This window comes from Lactobacillus kitasatonis DSM 16761 = JCM 1039, assembly GCF_000615285.1.
GTDB lineage: Bacteria > Bacillota > Bacilli > Lactobacillales > Lactobacillaceae > Lactobacillus > Lactobacillus kitasatonis.
Genome location: NZ_BALU01000009.1, coordinates 71,134 through 93,009 on the forward strand (window position 1 = coordinate 71,134; position 21,876 = coordinate 93,009).

At 37.6% G+C, this 21,876-nt stretch carries 20 protein-coding genes and 4 pseudogenes; 21 read left to right on the forward strand and 3 right to left on the reverse strand.

Annotation, left to right across the window (positions count from 1 at the left end; all coding sequences use genetic code 11):
- Positions 1-7 precede the first annotated feature (7 nt).
- Positions 8-573, reverse strand: a pseudogene (locus JCM1039_RS11085) (DUF4811 domain-containing protein).
- Positions 573-2,045, reverse strand: coding sequence for an MDR family MFS transporter (locus JCM1039_RS06940; protein WP_025015204.1), 1,473 nt, complete (start codon positions 2,043-2,045; stop codon positions 573-575). The pseudogene JCM1039_RS11085 and the gene JCM1039_RS06940 overlap by 1 nt, the downstream one beginning before the upstream one ends.
- 160 nt (positions 2,046-2,205) lie before the next feature.
- On the opposite strand from JCM1039_RS06940, the gene JCM1039_RS06945 reads away from it, so the two are divergent.
- From JCM1039_RS06945 to JCM1039_RS06985, 9 genes and pseudogenes are all read left to right on the forward strand, one after another.
- Positions 2,206-2,646 (forward strand): MerR family transcriptional regulator, encoded by a 441-nt coding sequence (locus tag JCM1039_RS06945; protein WP_025015205.1) that lies wholly within the window; start codon positions 2,206-2,208, stop codon positions 2,644-2,646.
- Between the two features lie 119 nt (positions 2,647-2,765).
- A complete protein-coding gene (locus tag JCM1039_RS06950) occupies positions 2,766-4,889 on the forward strand; it encodes a hypothetical protein (protein WP_025015206.1) in 2,124 nt (707 codons plus the stop codon).
- A 160-nt stretch (positions 4,890-5,049) separates the two neighbouring features.
- Entirely contained in the window at positions 5,050-5,661 is a 612-nt protein-coding gene (locus JCM1039_RS06955; RefSeq protein ID WP_025015207.1) for a GTP pyrophosphokinase, read from the forward strand.
- 3 nt (positions 5,662-5,664) lie between these two features.
- A complete protein-coding gene (locus JCM1039_RS06960; RefSeq protein WP_025015208.1) occupies positions 5,665-6,330 on the forward strand; it encodes a response regulator transcription factor in 666 nt (221 codons plus the stop codon).
- An 8-nt stretch (positions 6,331-6,338) separates the two neighbouring features.
- Entirely contained in the window at positions 6,339-7,613 is a 1,275-nt protein-coding gene (locus JCM1039_RS06965; RefSeq protein ID WP_025015209.1) for a sensor histidine kinase, read from the forward strand.
- Positions 7,614-7,660: 47 nt separating this feature from the next.
- Complete coding sequence (locus JCM1039_RS06970) at positions 7,661-8,839, forward strand: MFS transporter (RefSeq protein ID WP_025015210.1); 1,179 nt, start codon at positions 7,661-7,663, stop codon at positions 8,837-8,839.
- A 23-nt stretch (positions 8,840-8,862) separates the two neighbouring features.
- Positions 8,863-9,269: pseudogene (locus JCM1039_RS11090) on the forward strand (OsmC family protein).
- A gap of 16 nt (positions 9,270-9,285) precedes the next feature.
- Positions 9,286-9,993: an aldo/keto reductase gene (locus JCM1039_RS06980; RefSeq protein WP_025015211.1), complete on the forward strand. Its 708-nt coding sequence runs from the start codon at positions 9,286-9,288 to the stop codon at positions 9,991-9,993.
- Positions 9,994-10,060: 67 nt separating this feature from the next.
- Entirely contained in the window at positions 10,061-10,810 is a 750-nt protein-coding gene (locus JCM1039_RS06985) for a hypothetical protein (protein WP_025015212.1), read from the forward strand.
- A 58-nt stretch (positions 10,811-10,868) separates the two neighbouring features.
- Here the strand turns inward: JCM1039_RS06985 and JCM1039_RS12445 are convergent, their stop codons facing one another.
- The gene (locus JCM1039_RS12445) at positions 10,869-11,441 is read right to left on the reverse strand and encodes a hypothetical protein (RefSeq protein WP_025015213.1); all 573 of its coding nucleotides are present in this window, start codon (positions 11,439-11,441) and stop codon (positions 10,869-10,871) included.
- Positions 11,442-11,650: 209 nt separating this feature from the next.
- Here JCM1039_RS12445 and JCM1039_RS06995 point away from each other — a divergent pair, with 209 nt between their 5' ends.
- The 12 genes and pseudogenes from JCM1039_RS06995 to JCM1039_RS07050 all read left to right on the forward strand — a co-directional run bounded on the left by JCM1039_RS06995 (position 11,651) and on the right by JCM1039_RS07050 (position 21,788).
- Positions 11,651-12,169 carry a hypothetical protein gene (locus JCM1039_RS06995; protein ID WP_025015214.1) on the forward strand — a complete coding sequence of 173 codons (519 nt, stop codon included), beginning with the start codon at positions 11,651-11,653 and terminating at the stop codon, positions 12,167-12,169.
- Positions 12,170-12,377: 208 nt separating this feature from the next.
- On the forward strand, positions 12,378-13,886 hold the full coding sequence (locus tag JCM1039_RS07000) for a bacterial Ig-like domain-containing protein (protein ID WP_236692587.1): 1,509 nt from the start codon (positions 12,378-12,380) through the stop codon (positions 13,884-13,886).
- 9 nt (positions 13,887-13,895) lie between these two features.
- The gene (locus tag JCM1039_RS12880) at positions 13,896-14,030 is read left to right on the forward strand and encodes a hypothetical protein (RefSeq protein WP_013438334.1); all 135 of its coding nucleotides are present in this window, start codon (positions 13,896-13,898) and stop codon (positions 14,028-14,030) included.
- 92 nt (positions 14,031-14,122) lie between these two features.
- Positions 14,123-14,677, forward strand: a complete 555-nt coding sequence (locus JCM1039_RS07010) for a cysteine hydrolase family protein (RefSeq protein WP_025015216.1) — start codon at positions 14,123-14,125, stop codon at positions 14,675-14,677.
- A gap of 133 nt (positions 14,678-14,810) precedes the next feature.
- On the forward strand, positions 14,811-16,310 hold the full coding sequence (gene yjeM / locus JCM1039_RS07015; protein ID WP_025015217.1) for a glutamate/gamma-aminobutyrate family transporter YjeM: 1,500 nt from the start codon (positions 14,811-14,813) through the stop codon (positions 16,308-16,310).
- Between the two features lie 67 nt (positions 16,311-16,377).
- Positions 16,378-16,743 carry a pyridoxamine 5'-phosphate oxidase family protein gene (locus JCM1039_RS07020; RefSeq protein ID WP_025015218.1) on the forward strand — a complete coding sequence of 122 codons (366 nt, stop codon included), beginning with the start codon at positions 16,378-16,380 and terminating at the stop codon, positions 16,741-16,743.
- A 217-nt stretch (positions 16,744-16,960) separates the two neighbouring features.
- On the forward strand, positions 16,961-17,107 hold the full coding sequence (locus tag JCM1039_RS12240) for a hypothetical protein (protein ID WP_306305426.1): 147 nt from the start codon (positions 16,961-16,963) through the stop codon (positions 17,105-17,107).
- 91 nt (positions 17,108-17,198) lie between these two features.
- A complete protein-coding gene (locus JCM1039_RS07030; RefSeq protein ID WP_025015219.1) occupies positions 17,199-17,606 on the forward strand; it encodes an ASCH domain-containing protein in 408 nt (135 codons plus the stop codon).
- Between the two features lie 143 nt (positions 17,607-17,749).
- Positions 17,750-18,387, forward strand: a pseudogene (locus tag JCM1039_RS11095) (NAD(P)H-binding protein).
- Between the two features lie 249 nt (positions 18,388-18,636).
- Positions 18,637-20,001: an FAD-dependent oxidoreductase gene (locus JCM1039_RS07040; RefSeq protein WP_025015220.1), complete on the forward strand. Its 1,365-nt coding sequence runs from the start codon at positions 18,637-18,639 to the stop codon at positions 19,999-20,001.
- A 353-nt stretch (positions 20,002-20,354) separates the two neighbouring features.
- A pseudogene (locus JCM1039_RS11100) lies at positions 20,355-20,870 on the forward strand (oligopeptide ABC transporter substrate-binding protein); the annotation flags it as partial.
- 90 nt (positions 20,871-20,960) lie between these two features.
- Positions 20,961-21,788, forward strand: coding sequence for an SLAP domain-containing protein (locus tag JCM1039_RS07050; RefSeq protein WP_025015221.1), 828 nt, complete (start codon positions 20,961-20,963; stop codon positions 21,786-21,788).
- The last annotated feature ends 88 nt before the right edge of the window (positions 21,789-21,876 follow it).

A 21,876-nucleotide genomic window follows, 5' to 3' on the forward strand; every position in this document is an offset into this window, starting at 1 on the left:
TTTTTGTTTACTTTTTCATTTGCTGCATCTTTTTCATCATCGCAGCACGTTTAGCCATTTGCTTTTGCAAAGACTTAGCTTGCTTAATTGATAAAACCTTCCAATTCTTTGGCACATTGAAAGTATATTCACGATGCTTCAACTCATTATTGTGACCAAACCAGCCAAACAAGAATTGATTCCAGCCATTACTGAAAACGTAACGTTCAGTCTTGATTGTCATTGAAGGCTTATCTGCAGTTTTCACACTAGCGTGAGTTTTATCGGTTTTAATTGGGGTAGGCTTCTTATCTGTATTTTTTGTTTTATATAGGTAGATTTTTTCTGTACCGTTGCCAAGTGATTGGTATAAAAGGATTGGTGATTGTGGGGATGCAGAAGAGACGAGCTCTTTTTTAACAGTGGTAGTTTGAGTCTTCATACCATAGTGATTGTAGTCGTGAGCTACGATTCCAGCGATACTCAATACTGCGATAAGTAGTGAAATAATCGCAAGCGGCATATAACCCTTTTTAGGAATTACGTTGAAATAGATAAAGCAATAACTGCCAGAATTAAGATAATTAAAATCATTAGTTGTCCACCTTCTCTGAACGTTCACGTGCACGATTACCTTTCTTCAAGAAGAATGAAAGAACTAAGGCGATTAATGCAAAGAGAATACTAATTGCAAATGAGGCATGAAAACCATCAAGTGTTGCATTAATTGCACCATTCTTATATTGAAGTGGCAACGTCTTAAGCATTGACTTGGCTGGCATATTGTTGTTAGTAGTTGTAGTCAATACTGAAACAAGGATGGCAGTACCAATTGATGATAAAATCTGTCTAAAGGTGTTGTTAACGGCAGTACCGTGAGAAATCTTATCTAATGGAAGTGAGTTCATCCCTGAAGTAGTAACGTTCATCATAACCAGAGCAACACCAACCATTCTGATTGCGTAGAGAATAATAATCATTAAGAATGAACTATTCTCAGTTAAAAATACGAATGGAATAGTTCCTAAAGTAAGAAGTGTCATACCAGTAATGGCCATTTTTCTTGCACCATAACGGTCAAAGATTCGACCAGTAATTGGTGACATAATCCCAATCATCAAAGCACCTGGAAGTAAGATCAAGCCAGAGTGAAATGCGGATTCACCACGTAAGTTTTGAATATAAAGTGGTAAAACCATTTCGATTCCAACCATGGCTAGGTTAGTAACACCTGAAAGAATAGCAGCAAGTGAGAATTCGAAGTGCTTGAATACAGTAATATCAAGGAATGGATCGTCCATCTTCAATTGGCGAATACCAAAGAGAATTACGAAGATGATACCGACAAAAATAAAGGCTAAAATTTCAGGATTTGTCCAACCTTTATTACCAGCTTCTGAAAAACCATATAGTAGAGAACCGAATCCGATAGTTGAAGTGGCAACTGAAAAGACATCGATTTTTTCATCCTTAGTTGGCAAAACGTCTTTTACTAAAAAGGCAGCAAGGATTACAACAATTCCGGCAATTGGAGCAATAATGCTGAAGAGATAGCGCCAAGAAAGGTTGTCGACTACCCAACCGGATAGTGTTGGCCCAATCGCAGGAGCCAAACCGATAACGATGCCGACAGTTCCCATGGCAGCACCACGTTTATCAGCTGGGAAGATTGAAAGCATGATGGTCTGAAGTAGTGGCATGGTAACGCCGACACCTAGACCTTGGATAATTCTTCCGGCTAAAAGCGTTTGAAAGTTAGGTGCAATTGCTGCAACGACAGTTCCGATGAAGAAAGTAGACATTGCAGTCAAATACATCTTTCTAGAGCCGAAGCGATTGATTAGCCAAGCAGAAATAGGAATCATTACCCCATTTACTAATAAGAAAGCGGTAGAAAGCCATTCTGCAGTAGCAGTACTAATCTTGAAGTCTCTCATAATAGAAGGTAAAGCAGTCGACAAAAGCGTACCATTCAATACCGTACAAAATGAGCCGATGATCAATACTAGTACTAATAAGTTACGATTGTATTGTGTTCCATGAATATCGACAGGTTGTTTATTCATGTTCATCCCCCTTTTTGTGAAAATTAAGTTCGGTAACTAATATAAGCCTAAAAAATGTCAATGTCAAATAATCTTACACAAGTGATATAAAATATGACACAAAAGTTGAAAAATCTAACATAAATTAATATAATTGTGATAATTAGTGAGGCTGATAAATATGGAAAACTTAAAGAAAAAGAAATTACATCAACTTTTTGAAAATCTAGAAATAGGTATAGGCGGCGTAAGTAGTAGCTTGGGCGTATCGCAGCGTCAACTTAGATATTGGGAGAAAAAGGGCTATATCAAGCCAATCAATGAAGGTTCTGGCGTGCGGCATTACAGTTTGGCAACAGTTTATTTGATTGCTTTTATTAAAGATCAACTTGATGCAGGTTATACCCTAGAAGCAGCTGTCAAGAAGTCAAAAGAAATCCGGATTAAAAGTAAGATTGCACGTAAATTGTTGCGTAATGCCTTTGATGATATTGAAGTAACTGATGAAGAAAAAGGTTACGGTGAGATTCGAATGGGCGAGATAGAAGTAGGAAACAAAAAGGCCGAAGTTATTGGCATCGTTGACGAAAATGGTAGCCATTTTGAATTGAAGGAAGAATAGATTAACCAAAATAGACATCTATCGATGAAATTTATCGATAGGTGCCTTTTTTACGTAATAATAACTTATCTTGATATAATTGATTTATAAGTAAATGCATATTCCAAGAGGTAATAACAATGAAATTTAACAAGAAAATGGCTTTAATTTCTACCGCAGTGTTGATGGGTATCTCCACCGTTTCTGCTGTAGAAATTCCACAAACAAATATAGTACAAGCCGCTACTTCTCAAAGTCGAAAAGTATATTTCAGAAAAAATTCTTACGTCTATAACAAAAAAGGTCAAAGAATTTACAAATTTAAGGGCAAGACTGCTTACTTCAAGAAGGGCGCCACTCCTAGTTTTCCAATTCAAACAACTGATGAAAAAACGCATTATTGCTTCAATACCAGAGATGGCAAAGTTTACCTTCAAACTACCAAGATTAAAGGTAAGCAGTACGCAAATGTAGGTAATGGTGGCTACATCAATCTTTCCAACATCGGTGCCATCAGTAATAGTCTGCTCTTAACAGACCAAAACGTTAGAGTAAGAGTTACTAGAGATACCCGTGTTCTAAATAGCAAAGGTCAAGCCGGCGATACTGTTGTTAAGAAAGGCACGATCATCACGGCCGATGGACATGGTGCAATTCCTGGTGGTGACTGGATTGATGATGGTGTGCCACAAGAGTACTACCACATCGTAGGTACTGATCACTATCTAGAAGATGACAACGGTACTTTGCTTAGCCAAGTGCAAAATGGCAATACTTTTGACAAATTATTTACTCCACAAGCAATGCCTAAGAATGTTGAGGTAGGTTCTGCTAACAATGGTACTAGCTACTACGATGTCAACGGGCAAGATATGTTCCCTGGTTTTAAGTCATTCCGATACCAAACTTTCACAATAGGTGGAGCATATTACTTGTGGGATGCTAAAGATAATAAGGCGGAATTGTTCTACTACGTGGGTAGCGGTGCAAATCAAATAAACTTAGCTACTGATGGTGGCAACATTGGTAAGGATAGCAAGCATACACCAACAGGCGCACTATTTGTTAAAGCTTCGAATGTTAATTTGACTCAAGGTGTGGCACCAGAACCAGCTAATACTGCAGCTGAAGCAGAAGCTGGACGCAATGCTGCTACAAGTAGCGAAAAGTATAGTTTAACTGACGCAATTGCCAATGCTGAAAAAGTTCAAGCAAGTGCGAAATACAAGAGTGCCGCAAGTTCAGTTAAAAAAGATTATGACCAAGCTGTTGCTCAGGCAAAACAAATCAGTGCTTCCACTTCATCAACTGGTAATGCCGTTAACTTTGCAATTTGGCAATTAAACCATATTGAACAAAGTATGCAGGTCGAAAAGATTAAGGTTGCTTATCCAAACTTCTTAAGTCCATATGATCGCACCAAGATTTTAACTGCGGCAAGACAGCAATATGATGATAATTCTCACGATGTAATGTGGGCTAACCATGATCGTGACTTAATTCTTTATACCTTTAAAGAAAAAGCATCTAACAAGTATGATCAAGGCGGTACTGTTACTAAGTTAAATCTTAATGATTACATTGAAGCAAATACGCCAAGCATTAAGAATAAGAAGGGCTACGATTCTTCTGCTACACAAGCTTCAATTAATAAAGATAAAAAGCTTGCTAAGTATGCCAAAATGCTTGATTACGATAAAAGAAAGAGTTCTTTAGTTGCTAAAAGAACTACTCCTGTTTACCAAAGCTCAACTAAAATTGGTGAAGGAGCAAGCTTCAACGTTAACAAGATTCGTTTGTATCAAACTGGTAGAAGCATCAAGAAGGGTAATAATATTGGTATCTTCGCTACACTGATTGTAAAAATCAAAGGCCAATATTACTTCATGGTTCAAGAAAAGAATACTTACTTCGTTAAGGCTAGTGACGTAAAGCTTGATAACTTTAGTACTTCTACAACCTACAAGAAGTATCAGAGAATGGTTGATAAATTAACCGGTCCTGATCACCCAATGGATTTCTCACTTTATGCAAAAGTGAAAAAGGGTGCTCGCTACTATCAAACAGATTTCTATTATGGAGTCACAAACAAGACATTCAATGTCCAAAAGAATAGATATGTCAGTTTCATTGACCCATATGTAATGAAATACAATGGCATTTATTACTTAACCGGTGGTGCCGAATTTAACAGTGACTTTGATCCGGAAGGCGCAGTTAAAGTTTCCGATATTATTTCAATGACTTCAAAGTTGCCTAGATAAGTTAATAAGACATTTATCAATGAATTTCATTGGTAAGTGTCTTTTTTTGTAATTTTAAAAGAATTTTAGATCAAGTTATGATTTTATAAATTCATGTTACCTTCAAAGAAAAGTCAAAAAGCATTGGTATAATTGATATAAACGAAAGAAGGGACTAATGTTGAATATTTACGGAAAATACGCCCCCATACTCGATAAGATACTTAATCAGTTAATGAATCGTTTTGATGAATTAAACAACAATTACCAAAAAGTTCATCATGAGCGTTTATATGAACACTTAAATGGCCGTGTAAAAAGTGAAGCTAGCATGGAAGAAAAATGTACCAGAAAGCATTATCCATTGAATGCACACTCGGCTTTGCGTGAAGTGCGTGACAGTATCGGCTTGCGTGTTGTCTGCAACTTTATTGATGACATTTATACCTGTATTGACTACATCAAGAGTTGGGATGATGTAAGTGTTTATAACGAAAAAGACTATATTACTAACGCTAAGCCTAATGGTTATCGTTCATATCATATGATTCTTGAAATTACCGTACCTGACGAAGATGTCGATGGTAATATTCCAGGTCATTATTTTGTTGAAGTGCAGCTAAGAACAATTGCCATGGACACTTGGGCAAGTCTTGAACATGAAATGAAATATAAGCATAAGATCAATAATCCTGAAATGATTGGACAAGAATTAAAACGAGTAGCTGACGAGCTTGCTTCTTGTGATGTAAGCATGCAGACGATTCGTCAGTTAATCAAGGAAGGGGACTAGTTAATGAAAATTTTAGTAGCAGAAGATGAACCTCAGCTGTTGCGTGTTTTGACAGTAGCGATGGAGAAATCCGGCTATGAAGTTGATCCCGTCGATAATGGATTGAAGGCAGTCGAACATGCTAAAGCCAATTCCTACGACGCCATCATTTTGGATATCATGATGCCAGTCATGGACGGTATTACTGCACTGAAGAAAATCAGAGAAAGCGGAGATAAAACTTATATTTTGATGCTTACCGCTAAAGCCGAAGTCGATGACCGCGTAACTGGCCTTGACAGCGGTGCTGATGACTACATTACTAAGCCATTTTCATTAAAAGAGCTTCTTGCAAGATTGCGTTCAAAAGAACGGCGCGAAGATGATTACACTCCTAATTTATTGACTGTGGGGGATGTAACACTTAACGTTGAACAACAAAACCTGGCCAGTCATAATTCCATTCAATTAAGCGGCCCCGAGACCCAATTGATGAATTATATTTTGCTAAATGAAAATAAAGAATTATCAACCGAAGATATTTTTAATCGCGTCTGGAAGAACGACGAAGATGCCAATCCAGAAGTAGTCTGGATTTATGTTTCATATTTACGCCAAAAATTGCGGTCAATCGGTAGCACAGTTAAAATTGAAGGCGAAAAAGGTGGTAGTTATGAATTAGTTAAGTAGGTGATTAGATGATTCAAAAATTCCGTTGGAAGTTCATCGGGACTTCCGTTGCTGCATTGCTACTGGTTTTGTTAATTACTCTGGGCGGTCTTGTCGGGATCACGCGAGTGCAAAGTAAGAATGAAGTCGATCGCGTATTAACTGCCTTGGTAAAAAATGAGGGTCACTTATCACCACGAAATGCACATGCGGCCTTGGGCAATCAAAATGATCCCATCAACCGTAATTTCTTAGGTGGGCCATATAATCCTGAAGCTGTGTATCAATACCGCTATTTTGCAGTGACAGTGGATGCGTCACACCGTGTGACCGTAGTTAACGATAATAATGTTTATCAGGTTAACGGTACGAAAATTAAAAGCATTACAAGAAAGGCTTTATCTGACCATCAAGATTCAGGCAGCGTAGATGTAGGTCGAAATCAATATGCTTACAGGGTTGCCAAAAACTCCGTCGGTCAAACAATGGTCGTATTTTTAAACGAAACGCTAATTTACAACCGTTTCTGGCTGTTATTTAGAGTGGCCGTGGTACTGGGGATCGGTTCACTGATCGTCTTTGCCGTAGTTTTGATCTTGGTTTCTGGTCGGGCAATTAAACCGATCGTTGATAACTACCATAAGCAACAGGAATTTATTACAAATGCTGGACATGAATTGAAAACTCCAGTTGCGGTCATTTCGGCCAACACTGAGATGGAAGAGATGCTGGGTAATAACTCCGAATGGAACGAAAGTACCAAGGAGCAGGTAGAAAAACTGACTAAACTGATTAACCGGCTGATTTCAATGGCACGGGCTGGTGAAACCGGTGAAATCACATTAAGCAAGGTTGATTTTTCTAAACTAGTTGAAGATGCTACCCAGGATTTCAAATCTGTGATGAAGCAGAATCACTATGTTTATCAAGTTTCGATTCGTCAAGGCCTCAATGTAGTGGCGGAAAAACATTCTTTGAACGAAGTAATTAATATCCTACTTGATAATGCTAGAAAATATTGTGATCCTAACGGCAAGGTTAGAGTTGAACTGAGTAAAAGTGCTTTAAGCAAAAATGCTGTTTTACGGGTAAGCAATACATATAAAGAAGAAAAAAACGAAGATTACAGTCACTTCTTCGACCGTTTTTATCGTGAAGATGAATCACATAATTCTAATAAAGGTGGATTCGGCATTGGTTTGTCCATGGCTCGCGAATTAGTCGAAGCCTTTCATGGTCGAATCAGTGTCAGTCACAAAGGTAATGACATCGTCTTTACAGTAGTTTTGAAGATTGCTAAATAGGTTTTGCCGATAGTTGTATAATTAAGCCAAAGAAATGGGGCATTAATTTGGCAAAGAAAAAATCTATTTATACCAAAGATGTTGTATTAGTGATGGCAGCATCTTTCTTCTTTATGTTTAGTACGATGTTCGTTAATCCGTTGATCAATGGCTATGCCAAGAACTTAGGGGCAAGCAGCGCCTTTGCCGGTGTAATCGTAGGTATTATGAGCGTTGCCGCAATGTTTTTGCGTCCTATTGCCGGCAATTTGACAGATAAGTTTTCAAAATATCGTCTATCTTTTATTGGCGGTGTTTTAATTTTAATTGGTGTATTAGGCTATGTCTTTACGCCATCAAGTGCTTGGCTGCTTTTATTCAGATTGATCAATGGTACCGGCTATGTTTTGTGTACCGTTTGTATGACAACTTGGCTGGCATTCTTGGTGCCGCGGCAGCACGTGGGCGAAGCAATGGGTTTTTATGGTTTGATGAATGCCTTAGCCATGGCTTTGGCACCGGCATTATCGATTAATATTTATCAAAAAATCGGTTATCGTGAGAGCTTGATCGCCTCGGCTATTTCCGCATTATTAATGGTAATAGCTATTCAATTCGTTGGTGATCATGCCAAGCCAATTGTTAAAGATAAAAGCAAGATGCCTAAAAAGCATTTCAAGATTATTCAGATGAATGTTTTACCGGTAGCGATTTTGACTACCTTGTTTGCGACACCATATTTTGTAACGCAGGCAGATATCGTTACCTATGTTGAACAAAAGCATTTGTCTGTTGCCGTAGGATCATATTTCTTGATCTATGCGGTAGTACTACTGATCATCAGAATTGGGTTGAAACGCTATTTTGATACTGTTCGCTTCGGTGTTTGGTTCTGGATTAGCTTAATCTCAACCGGTGCATATATCAGCTTATTAGCCATGATGAACAATAATTGGCAAATGGCTTTAGCCGCAGCCGGAATGGCAATGGGCTATGGCATTATTTATTCAGTTTTACAATCAACCGCACTTTTACTTGCTCCGATTGAGGAACAAGGTTTAGCTAGTTCTACCTTTTATTTAGGACTTGATATTGCGATGGCCTTTGGCCCAATGCTAAGCGGAGTAGTTGATAGCGTGTTGCCAATTGAATGGTTTTATCCAGTAGAACTAGTATTGATTCCATTTATGTTGCTAGTTTACTTTATCTGGCGCAAACGTTTAAACGAAGCAATTGACCACCATTAATTTACGAAGAAAGGATCAACATTATGAGTGAATATTTAGTAAAGTCCAAGCTTGAAGACACAGAATGGCAAATTGCTAACCAGGCCCGTGAGCATGAATTTATCTGTGATGACAACGATAAGGAACATGATAAGGCCCTAACCCGGTCGAATATCTATGTGGTAGCGTAAATTCCTGCATCGTAATGTCCGCAGGAATGGTCGCTAAGTCACATGGTTTAGACGTGAAAAATTTTTGTGTAGAAAATAATGCTAAAACTGAAAATCTAGGTCACGGCAAATCCGTCGTAACTGAAATGAACATAAAAGTCTTCTTTGACTCAGAAATGTCAAAGGATGAGAAGGAGAAGTTTTTAGCTCATACTTTGCATGTCTCAACTGTTTATCAAACTGTCAAAGAAGCTATCAAAATTTATGTTGAATTAGCTTAAGGAGAGAAATGATTTAATGTCATTATTAGATGAAGCAGTTGTTTTGAATGATGGTAGCTTGATGCCAAAAGTTGGCGTCACTGTTACCAATGATGAAGATGTCGCAAAGGTAATGAAGGCAGGCTATCGTTTGCTTAATTGCACTGCGGATGAAAAAATCGATTTTAAAAATCTGAGTCCACAAACTTACGTGGAAATTCAGGTTTCTGAAAAAGTTAATACGCGTGAAGAGATGCGTAATAATTTGAAAGAAATCAGAAATAATCTGGTTGCTAAACATGCTGATTTGGCTATGCTTCGCTTAAGTGATGACGCCGAACGTAATAATCAACTTTGGCAAGAATTAGAACAAGTTAAAATCCAAGGCTGGCTCAAGAATATTGGTGTAACCAATGCTAATGGTGATACCTTGGCTGCTATTTTGAAAGCACCTAAGATTAAGCCCAGCGTAATTCATTTGGATTACGAAGATGGATCTTTAATCAAATTAGCTAGAGAAAACAAGATGCAAGTGGAACTTTTGGTTGCAGGCGATATTGATACATTGGCCGAAATTGCCGGCCATTATGGTACAAGCACGATGGAATTAGTTTTGCGCTACTTTACCCAAAAGAGAATTGTGCCAATTGTTCAAGCAGATGATATCGTTGAAAATCCGCAAACTGACTTTACGATTGCCCCAGAAGATATGGGAACAATCGGCCAGCTCTTTGCGGGTAAGTAATTAATGGAATTTCCTAAATAATGTTATAATTAAATTATAAGAGTTTTGTTTTTAGGAGATTTTATAAATGAAAACTAAAAAATTATTTACTTCATTAGCAGCTGCTGTGATGCTTTCAGCAGGTCTTGCTGGTACTGGCATGGCAATGGGTCAACCAGTTTATGCCGCAGGCACCACTCAATCTTCAAATACTAAGACTGGTACTGTTAGTGTAAAACATAGAACTGTTTCAGCTACTGTAAATAGTGATAATCCAAAGCTTGTTGTCGTAGCTAAGGATCAAACCAATACAGACCAAATTGATTCAAATTATACTAAGGGTCAAACCATTAATGTTTTATGGTCAACTGAAGCTAAGCAAGGCGACAAGACCGTAACTTTGTACTACATTGAAAATAGGACAATCAATGGTAAAGACAGCTTTGTCTTCATTCCATCAACTGATGTAACTACTTCAGGCAATGTTCCAACTGAATCAGCCTTTGTTGAACAAGCAAACAACGATGTAAAGGCCATTCAAGATGCTTACAATAAAAGAAGCTTGCAATACGTTACTGTAACCCCTAAGTCAAAGAAGGGTGCTAAGATCTACTACGCTTACAAGAAGAGTAAGAAGTCAAAGAAGATTACCTTCGCTGCAAGCAAGAAGAAGATTAAGTACGGTAAGAAGTACAAGTCATCATTGATCGTTAAGAACGGTAAGACTAGATACGTTTACATTGGTAAGAAGAGATATGTAAAATTGAAGTTTGTTAGTGCTAAGTATGCTCCACTTAACTTACCAGATGATCTTAAGAATTTGATCGTTGAAAACTAATTTATTAGTGCAAAAAAGAACCCGTCAATGTGTAATGCATTGGCGAGTTTTTTGTTTATTAATTATCTTTTTGTGCAGAAGTTAAGCTCTTAACATTGCCACCTGCATGTGGAACGATAGTAAAGTCTTTAGCGTTGTAATAAGTGTAGCTGTCAGCACTAAGTGCCCAGAAATTGGAGTCTGGATCATCTTGTTCGATTTCAAAATCTGAAAGTTTAATCTTAAATACATCGCCAGCTTTGTTAGTTAAATGGTATTTAAGCTTGCTACCATCTTCTGAATATTCAGGAACATTGTCTTTGTTGGCCTTAACGTCAACGTATTGCTTACCATTTTGACTGTAGCGATTATTGTATGCAGCACGGTAGTATTGCTTAGATACAGAATCTGTTTCATTATAATCAGAGAAAATCTTGCTAATAGCGCTCTTATTAGACTTTTTAGCAGTTTTCTTAGTAGATTTCTTTGTTGACTTTTTAGCTACTTTCTTATTGTGTTTCTTTACATGCTTTTTGGCATGAGTAGTTTTAGCAGCATTAACGACTGAGCTAGTGGTTAAACTGGTTGTGATTACGGGTGAGACAGCTAAAAGCACACTTGTAATTAAACTAATATATTTAGTTCTCTTCAATTTTAAACTCCTTAATTCTCATTCATCTGTTTTTAATTAGACAATCTCACTGTATAGCATTTATTATTCTTAGTCTATAGAATGGTCATATTTGCACGAGAATAATAACAAGTATAGTAAATTTAATTAAATAATGATGGCTAGTTCTGTTTTAAACTATAATTGAAAATGAATCTATTATAGTTAGTGTTGAAGATAGGTAAAGAATAATGAATAAAAAGCATTTTATTATTTTAACAAGTATCTTGTTGGTACTGATTATTGGTTTGACAGTAAATAAAGAAAAAGTAGATGCAGCTCCATATGGTGCGAGCCAACTTTATACAACTCCAGTAGCAACTCGTGGTACATGGTATTATAAAGAAAATCATAAAATTAAGAAGTGGGTTATAACTGCTCATACTTCTAATGGCAGGAAATTATATAAAATACTACTAAACAAGTCCTATACGTATTGGTATAATCGGCTTACAAAGCAATCAACGAGAAAATTAATTAAAACTAATGATTGGCTAGGTAATCATATGTGGCAAGCTTACACATTCAGATGGCATGGTATTACTTCATTTAATAGTAATGGCTGGTTAGCAGGCGCAGGAGACGGTATATATTATGTTCCTGTTAATAAATATAAAAATGGTGAATACGTTAAAGCTCTAAGATTTGGTGGTGGAGCTAGAAATTGGCTCGATTTTTATGCATATAAGGACAAGAATTTAGTTAGATAGTTAAAAATAAATGATCTAAAAGGACTTTAAAAAACTAATTTTGAGAGTATTTTTATATTTCATATATTTAATAGTGTTATCAATCACTTCTTATATTAGTTACTATATTAACAAAAATAAAATGCTACCGCTTACAAGTCTAGCATAAGTCAGTATAAAGAATTACAATGTTAGTCGTGCTATCAAGTTAAAAGTAGGGGAGTAGAAAATGGATATGGAAAAGAAATGGAGCATTTCTTTTATTTTAGCGTGTCTTCTAACATTGTTTGTTATTAAACCACAATCAGTTGCAGCTAAGGAATTGAGTCCTTTCCAAACAAAGATGATTGGTAATGTTAATTTCGGGATTTACCAAAGACTTACACGTAGAGGACCTGCATATTGGATCGGTTCAACGAGAACTTTCAGACACGGCAACTTCCAAGCCAGTGCTGAAAGAAAGATCGGTAAGACTAAGTACAACTATGTTTGGATTGATGGTCACAGAGCTGGCTGGGTAAATCAACGCGCTTTTTTGAGAAATAAGATCTCAGTTGCTCATGACATTAGCTTGGTAAAGAATCCAAATTATGATTTTCCAACTAGGGATGCCATCAACTTTGCTACAGATAAGTCAGGTACTGTAATTAAACCATGTAAGGTGAATGTTTCAGAAGATAAGATCACCACTAATGAAGCAGGTTTATACCCAGTAACTTATTCTTACGGTAAGGCCAAGGCTCATGTTACTGTTGAAGTAAGATCAGATGATAACGAAGGTATTGTCAAGGCAGACAAGACGCCACAACCTGGTGCAAGAAGTGCTACTAGTTGGTTTAAACACTTCAAGACTTCAGGTCACTGGGGCAAGAGCTTCGCACCAGAAATTAAGTCACACACCTTAAAGAGTGGCGAATTTCATTTAAAGACTTACTTTTATCAACCAGCAATTTTGAGTCAAAGTGGTACGCACAATGGTTTAGTTGGACCTGTACCAGAAGGTTTGGCTGTTTCAAGAGGTACAGCTTACACAACTATGTACAGCTCACCACATAATATGCGTTCACACATTGTTGCTTACAAGCTCAACCAGATTCCTAATCGCTATATTATGCAAAAGTTGCCATGGATGTCTTGGAATAAATTTACACGCTTAGCCTCTCACGTGAAGGTTAGTCCATACATTAAGACAGGTCATGGTCAAGCTTTCAGCGCAACCAAGAAGTATCTTTATGTAATTGCTAATGATCACTTGTTGAAGAACACTCCAAATTCAGAAGAAATCATGCAAATCAGCAAGAAGAACTTGCGCATTAAGCGTATCTGGTCCTTCAAGATTTGGAACAATGGTGCAAACGACGGTCGTTATATTCACAATGCTGTGTTTATCAATGATCATACATTTATCGCAGAATATCACCGTTTAACTGATCACCGTTTCGAATACTGGGAAGTAACTCGCAATGGCGATAGCTGGATTCCAAAAGAAATCGGTGCAACTAAAGGTGATTTTATGTTTAACAACTCACCAGTTCAAGGTATGGCTTACGATAAAAAGAGAAAGCAAATTTATTTAGCTTTCAATGATTATTTGTTTAAATTAAACAGAAAGGGTCGTGTGTTGGATACTGGCTCTTTCCATACTGGTCGTGAATTTGAAGGTATCTGTGTCAATGGTAATCATTTCTATGCAGAACTTGCTCAGCGCCCAGAATTATTGAGACAAAGAATCAAGTAGGTGATCCAGATGAAAAAGACTACTAAGTTAGGCATGAGTGCATTGCTGATTAGTTTATTCGCTTTGTTTGTTGGTAAAAAGCTCGACGACGAAGTGAATAAAGATGACGAAAATCAAGATCGTGGCGTTGGTCCATTAGATTAAGTTGAAAGAATCAAATCAATCATTTTGATGGTTTGATTCTTTTTTTGTACAATTAATAAAAACGTAACTTGGATTTTGCAAAGGAAGCAATTATGACAAACGAAGCTTTATTAATCATCGATTACACCAATGATTTTGTCGACGACAAGGGTGCGCTCACCTGCGGCAAGCCAGCACAAGAATTGGACGATGCAATTACCAATTTGGCTGACGAATTTTTAAAAGAAAGCAAGTGGGTGATTATCCCAACTGATTTGCACTTTAAAGGCAATCCTTATCATCCTGAAACTAAACTTTTCCCACCTCACAATTTGCCAAATACTTGGGGAAGAAAGTTATACGGGAAGGTTGGTAAATGGTATGAAGAGCACAAGCATAATGATCATGTGATCTTTATGAATAAAACGCGCTATTCAGCTTTTGCCGGCACTCCATTGGATTTGATTTTGCGTGAACGTAAGATTGATACTTTACATTTGACTGGTGTCTGCACCGACATTTGTGTTTTGCATACTGCTATGGATGCGTATAATCGCTGCTACAATTTAGTAGTGCATGAAAATGGCGTGGCAAGTTTTGATCAAACGGGTCACAAATGGGCATTGAATCACTTCAAGACTTGTTTGGGTGCTGAGGTTATAGATTAGTGTATATTTTGAGGTAAATTATTCAAAGACACTCCATGAAAGGGGTGTCTTTTTTAATCCTCTTTTGAAAAATGTTCTTCAATGATTCATAATAGGTAATGTTTGTTTTTATAAAGGAGTTGTTTTTTTATTTATGGAGAAGAAAGATAATCAGGTCAAAATTAGACTTGGCAGCCTAGTTTTGATGATTTTCTCTTCTATTTTTGGATTTAGTAATTCACTGACGGCCTTTTACCAGATGGGATACTCAAGTATCATTTGGTACATCGTAACCGCCATTTTATTCTTCTTACCATCCGCACTGATCTTCGCGGAATATGGTGCAGCCTTCAAAGGTATCAGAGGTGGTATCTTCTCATGGCTTGAAGGATCAACTAATGAAAAAGTAGCATTTATCGGAACTTTTATTTGGCTATCCGCTTGGGTTATCTGGCTGGTATCTTCTACTCAGTTCTTCTTGGTATCAGTCTCAACCGCTGTTTTCGGACATGACACAACCCAAAGCTGGCACTTATGGGGATTATCTTCAACCCAGTTATTAGGTATCTTAGAAGTTATCTTCTTAGCAATCGTAACTTTTTGTGCCGCTAAGGGAATTGATAAAATAAAGGCGATCAATAATATTGGTGGTATCTTTACTTTGGCAATTGCCATCGGCTTTACGGTTGTTTCATTATTTGTATTCATTTTGAATCATGGACAATTGGCTGAACCAGTTACTGCACAAAACTTGGTTCATTCACCCAACCCATCATTCCAATCACCAATCGCAGTTATTTCATTCATCGTTTATGCATTGTTTGCTTACGGTGGTCTTGAAACTACTTCAGGTGTTATTGACTCAGTTGATAAGCCAGAAAAGACTTACCCAAAGGGTTTGATTATTGCCATGGTAATGATGACTGCACTTTACGTAGTTAACATTTTCATGTGTGGTGTTGCCGTTAACTGGAACAAGGATTTAGGTGTTAAAGGCGTTGACCTTGCTAACGTAGAATATGTTTTGATCAACAACCTTGGTGTTGTTACTGGTAAGAGCTTGGGCTTGTCACATTCAGCATCCCTCGCAATTGGTTCCGCATTCTCACACTTTGCCGGAATTGCCGACGTTTTGTCAGGTATCGCTGCCGCATTCTTGATGGTTTACTCACCAATCAAGTCATTTATCGAAGGCTGTGATCCACGTCTTTTGCCAAAGAAGTTAGTTGAACTTAACAAGCACGGAATGCCTGAACGTTCAATGTGGGTACAAGCAATCATCGTTAGTGTCATCATCTTATTCATTTCATTTGGTGGTAACGCTGCTGGTCAATTCTACACAATATTGATGGACATGATGAATGTTTCTTCATCAGCACCATACTTGTTCTTGATTGCTGCATTCCCATTCTTCAAGGCCAAGAAGGATTTGGATCGTCCATTTGTCTTCATCGAAGGTAAAAAGAAAGTTTGGACGACTACCATTGTCGTTTGGTTAGTTGTCGCCATCGGTATTATCTTTACTTGTATCGAACCACTCTTTACTGGCGATTATCAAACTTCATTCTGGACTGCAATTGGTCCCGTCGCATTTGGTCTGGTTGCGTGGATTTACTATTCATATCGCGAACATAAGGAAAAAGTTTTAAACTAATTGTTAAACATTTCTATCAAATATGGTTATAATGGAAGAAAGATATAGAAAGGATTCTAAGTTAATCATGAAAAAATTAGATGCAAACAAACTCACTGATGAACAAATCAAGTTCTTTAATGAACACTTGCCATACATGGCAACTGTCAACAAGGAAGGCAAGCCAGCAGTTGGTCCTAAAGCTTCACTTAAGGCAATTGACGCAACTACTGTTCAATATTTAGAAAAGACTAAGTCTGAAGCTTTTGCCAACTTGAAGAATGGTTCAGAAGCAGCTATCGTAGTTGCCGATGTCCCAACTCACAAGGCATTACGTGTTAGAGGCTTTGCTGAAATTCATGAAGATGATGACTATGCCAAAAATATTTTAAAGGACACCAAGTTTCCTAATGCATTTGTAGTCAATATCAAAATTGATGAAATTGATGCTTAATTGAAAGTTTTTCTGGCTCTTTGTCAAAAACCCTAAAGTATAAAGGTAGATAGAAACATGACGATGTTTTTATCTACCTTTTTTCTTATACTTAGATTGAGGTTGAGGTCGACAACAGAATGGAATATTAAATTCGACTGTCAAACGGGCCCATAAATGTTTATTTTCAATCAAACTAGATTAAAGGTGTGGATCTCAGAGATCGTATAATCAAGAAATGGCAGCTAAGACTTTTAATATAAAGTTGATTGATGGTTATACTTTAACTAAGTTGATGATTGATTACAAGGTTGGAGTTCAAGTCCAGAAGACTTACGAATTGTTTGAAATTGATAATGACTTCTTTGATAAGAAAGATAATTAAACATTAAATTTAGAGAACAATGTTCTCTTTTTTAGTTGGTTTTATATAAAACAATAATTTTAGTGCTAGCTAAGCAAAATAGGAGGCAGCAATGAAGGCACTATCGGTACGTGGCGATTACATCATGGATATAATTGCCGGCAAGAAGAAAATTGAATATAGAACGTTGAAAACAAACTATCGTGGACCACTTCTGATGTGTTCGACCGCTAAGAAGGTAGCAGGGGCCGCACCTGGTTATGCGATTTGCGTTGTGAATTTGAAGAGCATTCAATATTTTCCGTTTGAAGATCTCTACTATTGGAATATCGAACTTGCCGATGTGATCAAGCCGATTCATATGAAAGGTCAGCTCAAGCTCTTCAATGTTGATGATGATCTTATTAAACCAATTAGCAGAAAAGAATTTGAAAAAGAAGTACAACCGTTGATTTATACACCAAAGAGAAAAAGAAGTAATAAGAATGCTATTCTAAATGTATTTAGGATAGTTAAATAAATGAAAAAAGCTGTCGTTCAATATCAACGACAGCTTTTTACTATGCATCCCTCGTATACCCGATATTGAAATTCGGTAATTTTCTAATCGGCCGATAACACCTATAATTTCAATTGAAATGATTGAGATAGGTGGTAGGAAATATGAAAATTCTTATCGCAGGTGCAACTGGTCGTGTGGGCACACTTTTAACCCATAATTTATTACAAGATGGACATGAAATCATTGCCGGAGCGCGTCATCCCGAAAGAGTAGAAAATAATGATCGCATCACTCCAGTTAAGTTTGATCTTCACGAAAGCGTCGTAGAGATGACTAAAGCAATCAAAGGTGCGGAGGCAATTTACTTCACAGCAGGTTCAGGTGCTAAGGATTTACTCCAAGTTGATGCTTTCGGTGCCGTTAAGTTAATGCAAGCCGATGAAAAAGATGGCATTAAACGTTTCGTCATGCTTAGCGCACTGTTCTCACTTGAACCAACCAAGTGGAGAACCGTTAAAGGTCTCGATGGCTTAACCGGCTACAATATTGCCAAGTTTTTCGCCGATAATTATTTGATCCACGACACCGATTTGGATACACGATTTTGCAACCAACGGTGATGACCGACAAGCCTGGTACTGGCAAGATCACCGTTGATGAAGGAAAGTTTGGTTATAATTCAGCTGAAGATGTTGCTAGAACTTTGGCTGATATTCTTAAGTATCAAAACACCAGTCATAAGATCATCAAGATGCGCGAAGGTGATACGCCAATTGACGATGCCTTGAGTCGTGTTTAATCAATAAAATCCTCCTTGAAAAATAGCAATTAATAAAAACAGATTAAATCACAACAAAATAAATAAAAAATTTTTAAAAGCGAGTATTAGTAAAATACTTGCTTTTTTCTTGCTATATAGGGATGAATTAAATAATAAGTGTTAGTTTATGGGTGCTTCGCTGTTTTTGTCCAAGCAGGATAACTTTACCAACCCCTGAAAGAGGTTACAATGAAGATGTTAAGCAAATAAACAGGAGGTTTGAAATATATGGATAAGAGAAAAGTAATTATTGTTGGTGCTTCACACGGTGGTCATGAATCCGCAATCGAATTATTAGACAAATACGATGACGTTGACGTAACTATTTATGAAGCCGGCGACTTTATTTCATTCATGTCATGCGGAATGCAACTTTATCTTGAAGGCAAAGTAACTGCTAAAGATGACGTACGCAATTTTGCACCCGAAGACGTTGAAGCTAAAGGCGGCCATGTCTACGCTAACCACGAAGTAACTGCTATTCATCCAGACGACAAGACTGTAACCGTTAAGGACGTCGTTAGCGGCAAAGAAAGCCAAGTAGAATACGACAAATTAATCTTGTCTTCCGGCGTAACTCCTAAGACCTTGCCAGTACCAAACAGCGATCTAAAGAACATCTTCTTAATGCGTGGTCGCGACTGGGCAACTAAGTTGAATGCTGCCAAAGATGATCCAGCTATCAAGAATGTTGTAGTCATTGGTGCCGGCTATATTGGTATCGAAGCAAGTGAAGTCTTTGCTAAAGCCGGCAAGCATGTAACTTTAATGGATATGATCGATCATCCTTTGGGCACTTACCTTAACCCCGAACTTACCAATATCTTGGAGCCTGTATTTAAGGATCACATGGACCTTAAGATGAACGCTAAAATTACTGGCTTTAAGGGTGAGGACAAAGTTTCTGGCGTTGAAACCGACCAAGGCGTAGTTCCTGCAGATTTGGTCATCGTTTCTGCTGGTGTAACTCCTAATACTACTTGGTTAAAGGGTACCGTTGATCTTGATCAAAGAGGCTGGATTAAGACTGACCCATACCTTAGAACCAATGTTAAGGATGTTTATGCAATCGGGGATGCCATCTTGCCACTTTCAATCCCTGCAGGCAAGCCAATGCCAATTGCCTTAGCTACAACTGCTCGTCGCGAAGCTCAATACTTGGTAGATCACTTATTTGAAGCTAAGCCAGGCAAGGCTTTCAAGGGTGTCACCGGTGCTTCCGCATTGAGCGTCTTTGACTATCACTTCGCTACAGCAGGCTTGAACCAATTCTCAGCTAAGAGAAACGACGTTCCATACGCAACCAGCTTCTATGAAGACTCAATGCGTCCAGCTTATATTCCTGAAAAAGACAATCCTAAGGTTTACGTAAGTTTGACCTTCAATCCATACAATCACCAAATTTTAGGTGGTGCCGTTCTTTCTAAGTATGACATTACTGCACAAGGCAACGTTTTAGCTTTGGCAATTAGTCATAAGGTGACGCTTGAAGACTTGGCTGAGCAAGACTTCTTCTTCCAACCTGGATTTGATCGTCAATGGAGCTTACTCAACTTGGCTGCACAACACGCCTTAGGTTTAGCTAAATTCTAAAAAGTAAAATTTCTTGTTGACAAACTTCATTAGCAAGATTTTTATAACATTAAATTTATTTAAGAAAGGAGCTACATATCATGTTAGAATCATAAAGCGCATTAACAGTAGAATTACGACGCCACCACCAAAATGATGGCCTATTTTGTAATCCTAAATTATGGTGTGCGGCGATTTTTGTTAAATAATTAATTAAACGATTATTAAGTGAAGACTCACGTCCCTAATTGGGATGAGGGTCTTTTTTTATTAAAAAAGAAAGAGTAAAGATTATGAAAGCATGAAGTTAGTCAGTTCCGCAAGTTTAATTGTTGGTGCAGCTTTAAGTTTAGCTGCTTGTGGTCAAAATAATAAGAGTGCAACCTAACGGCAAGCCACTTAACATTCACTTCTTGGCAATGAGCGGTAGTGCCGTTCAAGAGCCAATCGTGCAAAATTACATTCAACAATGGAGAAAGATTGGTTTGCACGTTAGCTTAGCAGGCGGCAGATTAACGGAATTCAACTCCTTCTATGACAAACTTGACCACGACGATAAAGGCATCGACATGTTTATGGCTTCATGGTCACTTTCAAGTGAACCTTCACCAAGGGGGATGTACATTGAGACCAACCCAATGAATGATTCAAGATTTGCTACCAAGGAAAACAACAAGTTGCTTGATGAAATCGACTCAACCAAGTTATTCAATCACAAATACAGAGTTAATGCTTTCCACAAATGGCAACAATATATGAACGATGAAGCTTACATTGCGCCATTAACTAATTCATACTCAATTCAAGCTGTAAATAATAAATTGGTTAATTACTCACTTAAGCCTTCTGTTTCTAATAGCATGTGGTACAAGGTAGGTTACGCTAAGTAAAATTTTTCATTTTGTATGTGCCCATCGATATTTTTCGTACTATAATAAAGAAAAACAAATGTTTTTGAATTATTAAGGGAGTTTAAAAGGATGAATAACAAATTAATCAAAATTACGATGGGTGTCGGTTTAAGTGCTGCTATGCTTCTGGGGAGTGTTGCTGGAGTGAGCCAAGTTGAACCGCAAATAGTACAAGCTGCACGTAGCTACAAGATTAAGTTGAATTACAAGGCTGTTGTTTACAACGCACGCGGCCAAAGAAAAGGTGCTTTAAAGAACGGTAGAACTGTTACTGCATATGGCATCAAAAAGATTCACGGCAAGAGATACTACAGCTTAGGTGCAGGCAAGTACATTAAAGTTGCTACTGCTTCTAAGGTAGGCAAGGCTGCTCAACCAGCACAAAATACTACAACTGAACAACCAGCAGCTAATACCGAATCAACTTCTGCATCAAGCAAGAGTGGTTTGATGAGCTTGAACAACAGCAAGTTTAAAGAGGAAGCTGCTGAATCATTCGTAAATCAATTGAATGAAATGAGAAGTCAAAGAGGTTTGCATAAGCTTACTGTTAAGCCAGCTTTGAAGGCTTATGCTCAAACTCGTGCTAACGAAATCGTAGCCAAGTTTTCACACATCCGTCCAAATGGTAAGAGAACTTCATATGAAGAAAACATCGGCTTGAACAGTGTGCAAGTTTCAACCACGCCTCAAGAAGCTGCTAAGGCTTTGCTTGATGAATTTATTTATCATGACCAAGGTTCAAACTGGGCTCACAAGAAGTCACTTTTGAGTAAAGCAAACAAGACAATTGGTGTAGGTTTCGCCTTTGAAGCAAAGCCAGGCATGGCAACTCAAGGTAACAAGTATCCTGATTACTTGGGCGACCGTATTGCTGTTAATTTGCAAACTCACTAAAGAATAAAAATCGAAGATAAAGAAAATGCTCAATACCTGAGATTTGGTATTGAGCATTTTTTGTTTATTTAAACTATTTTTTTCCCCC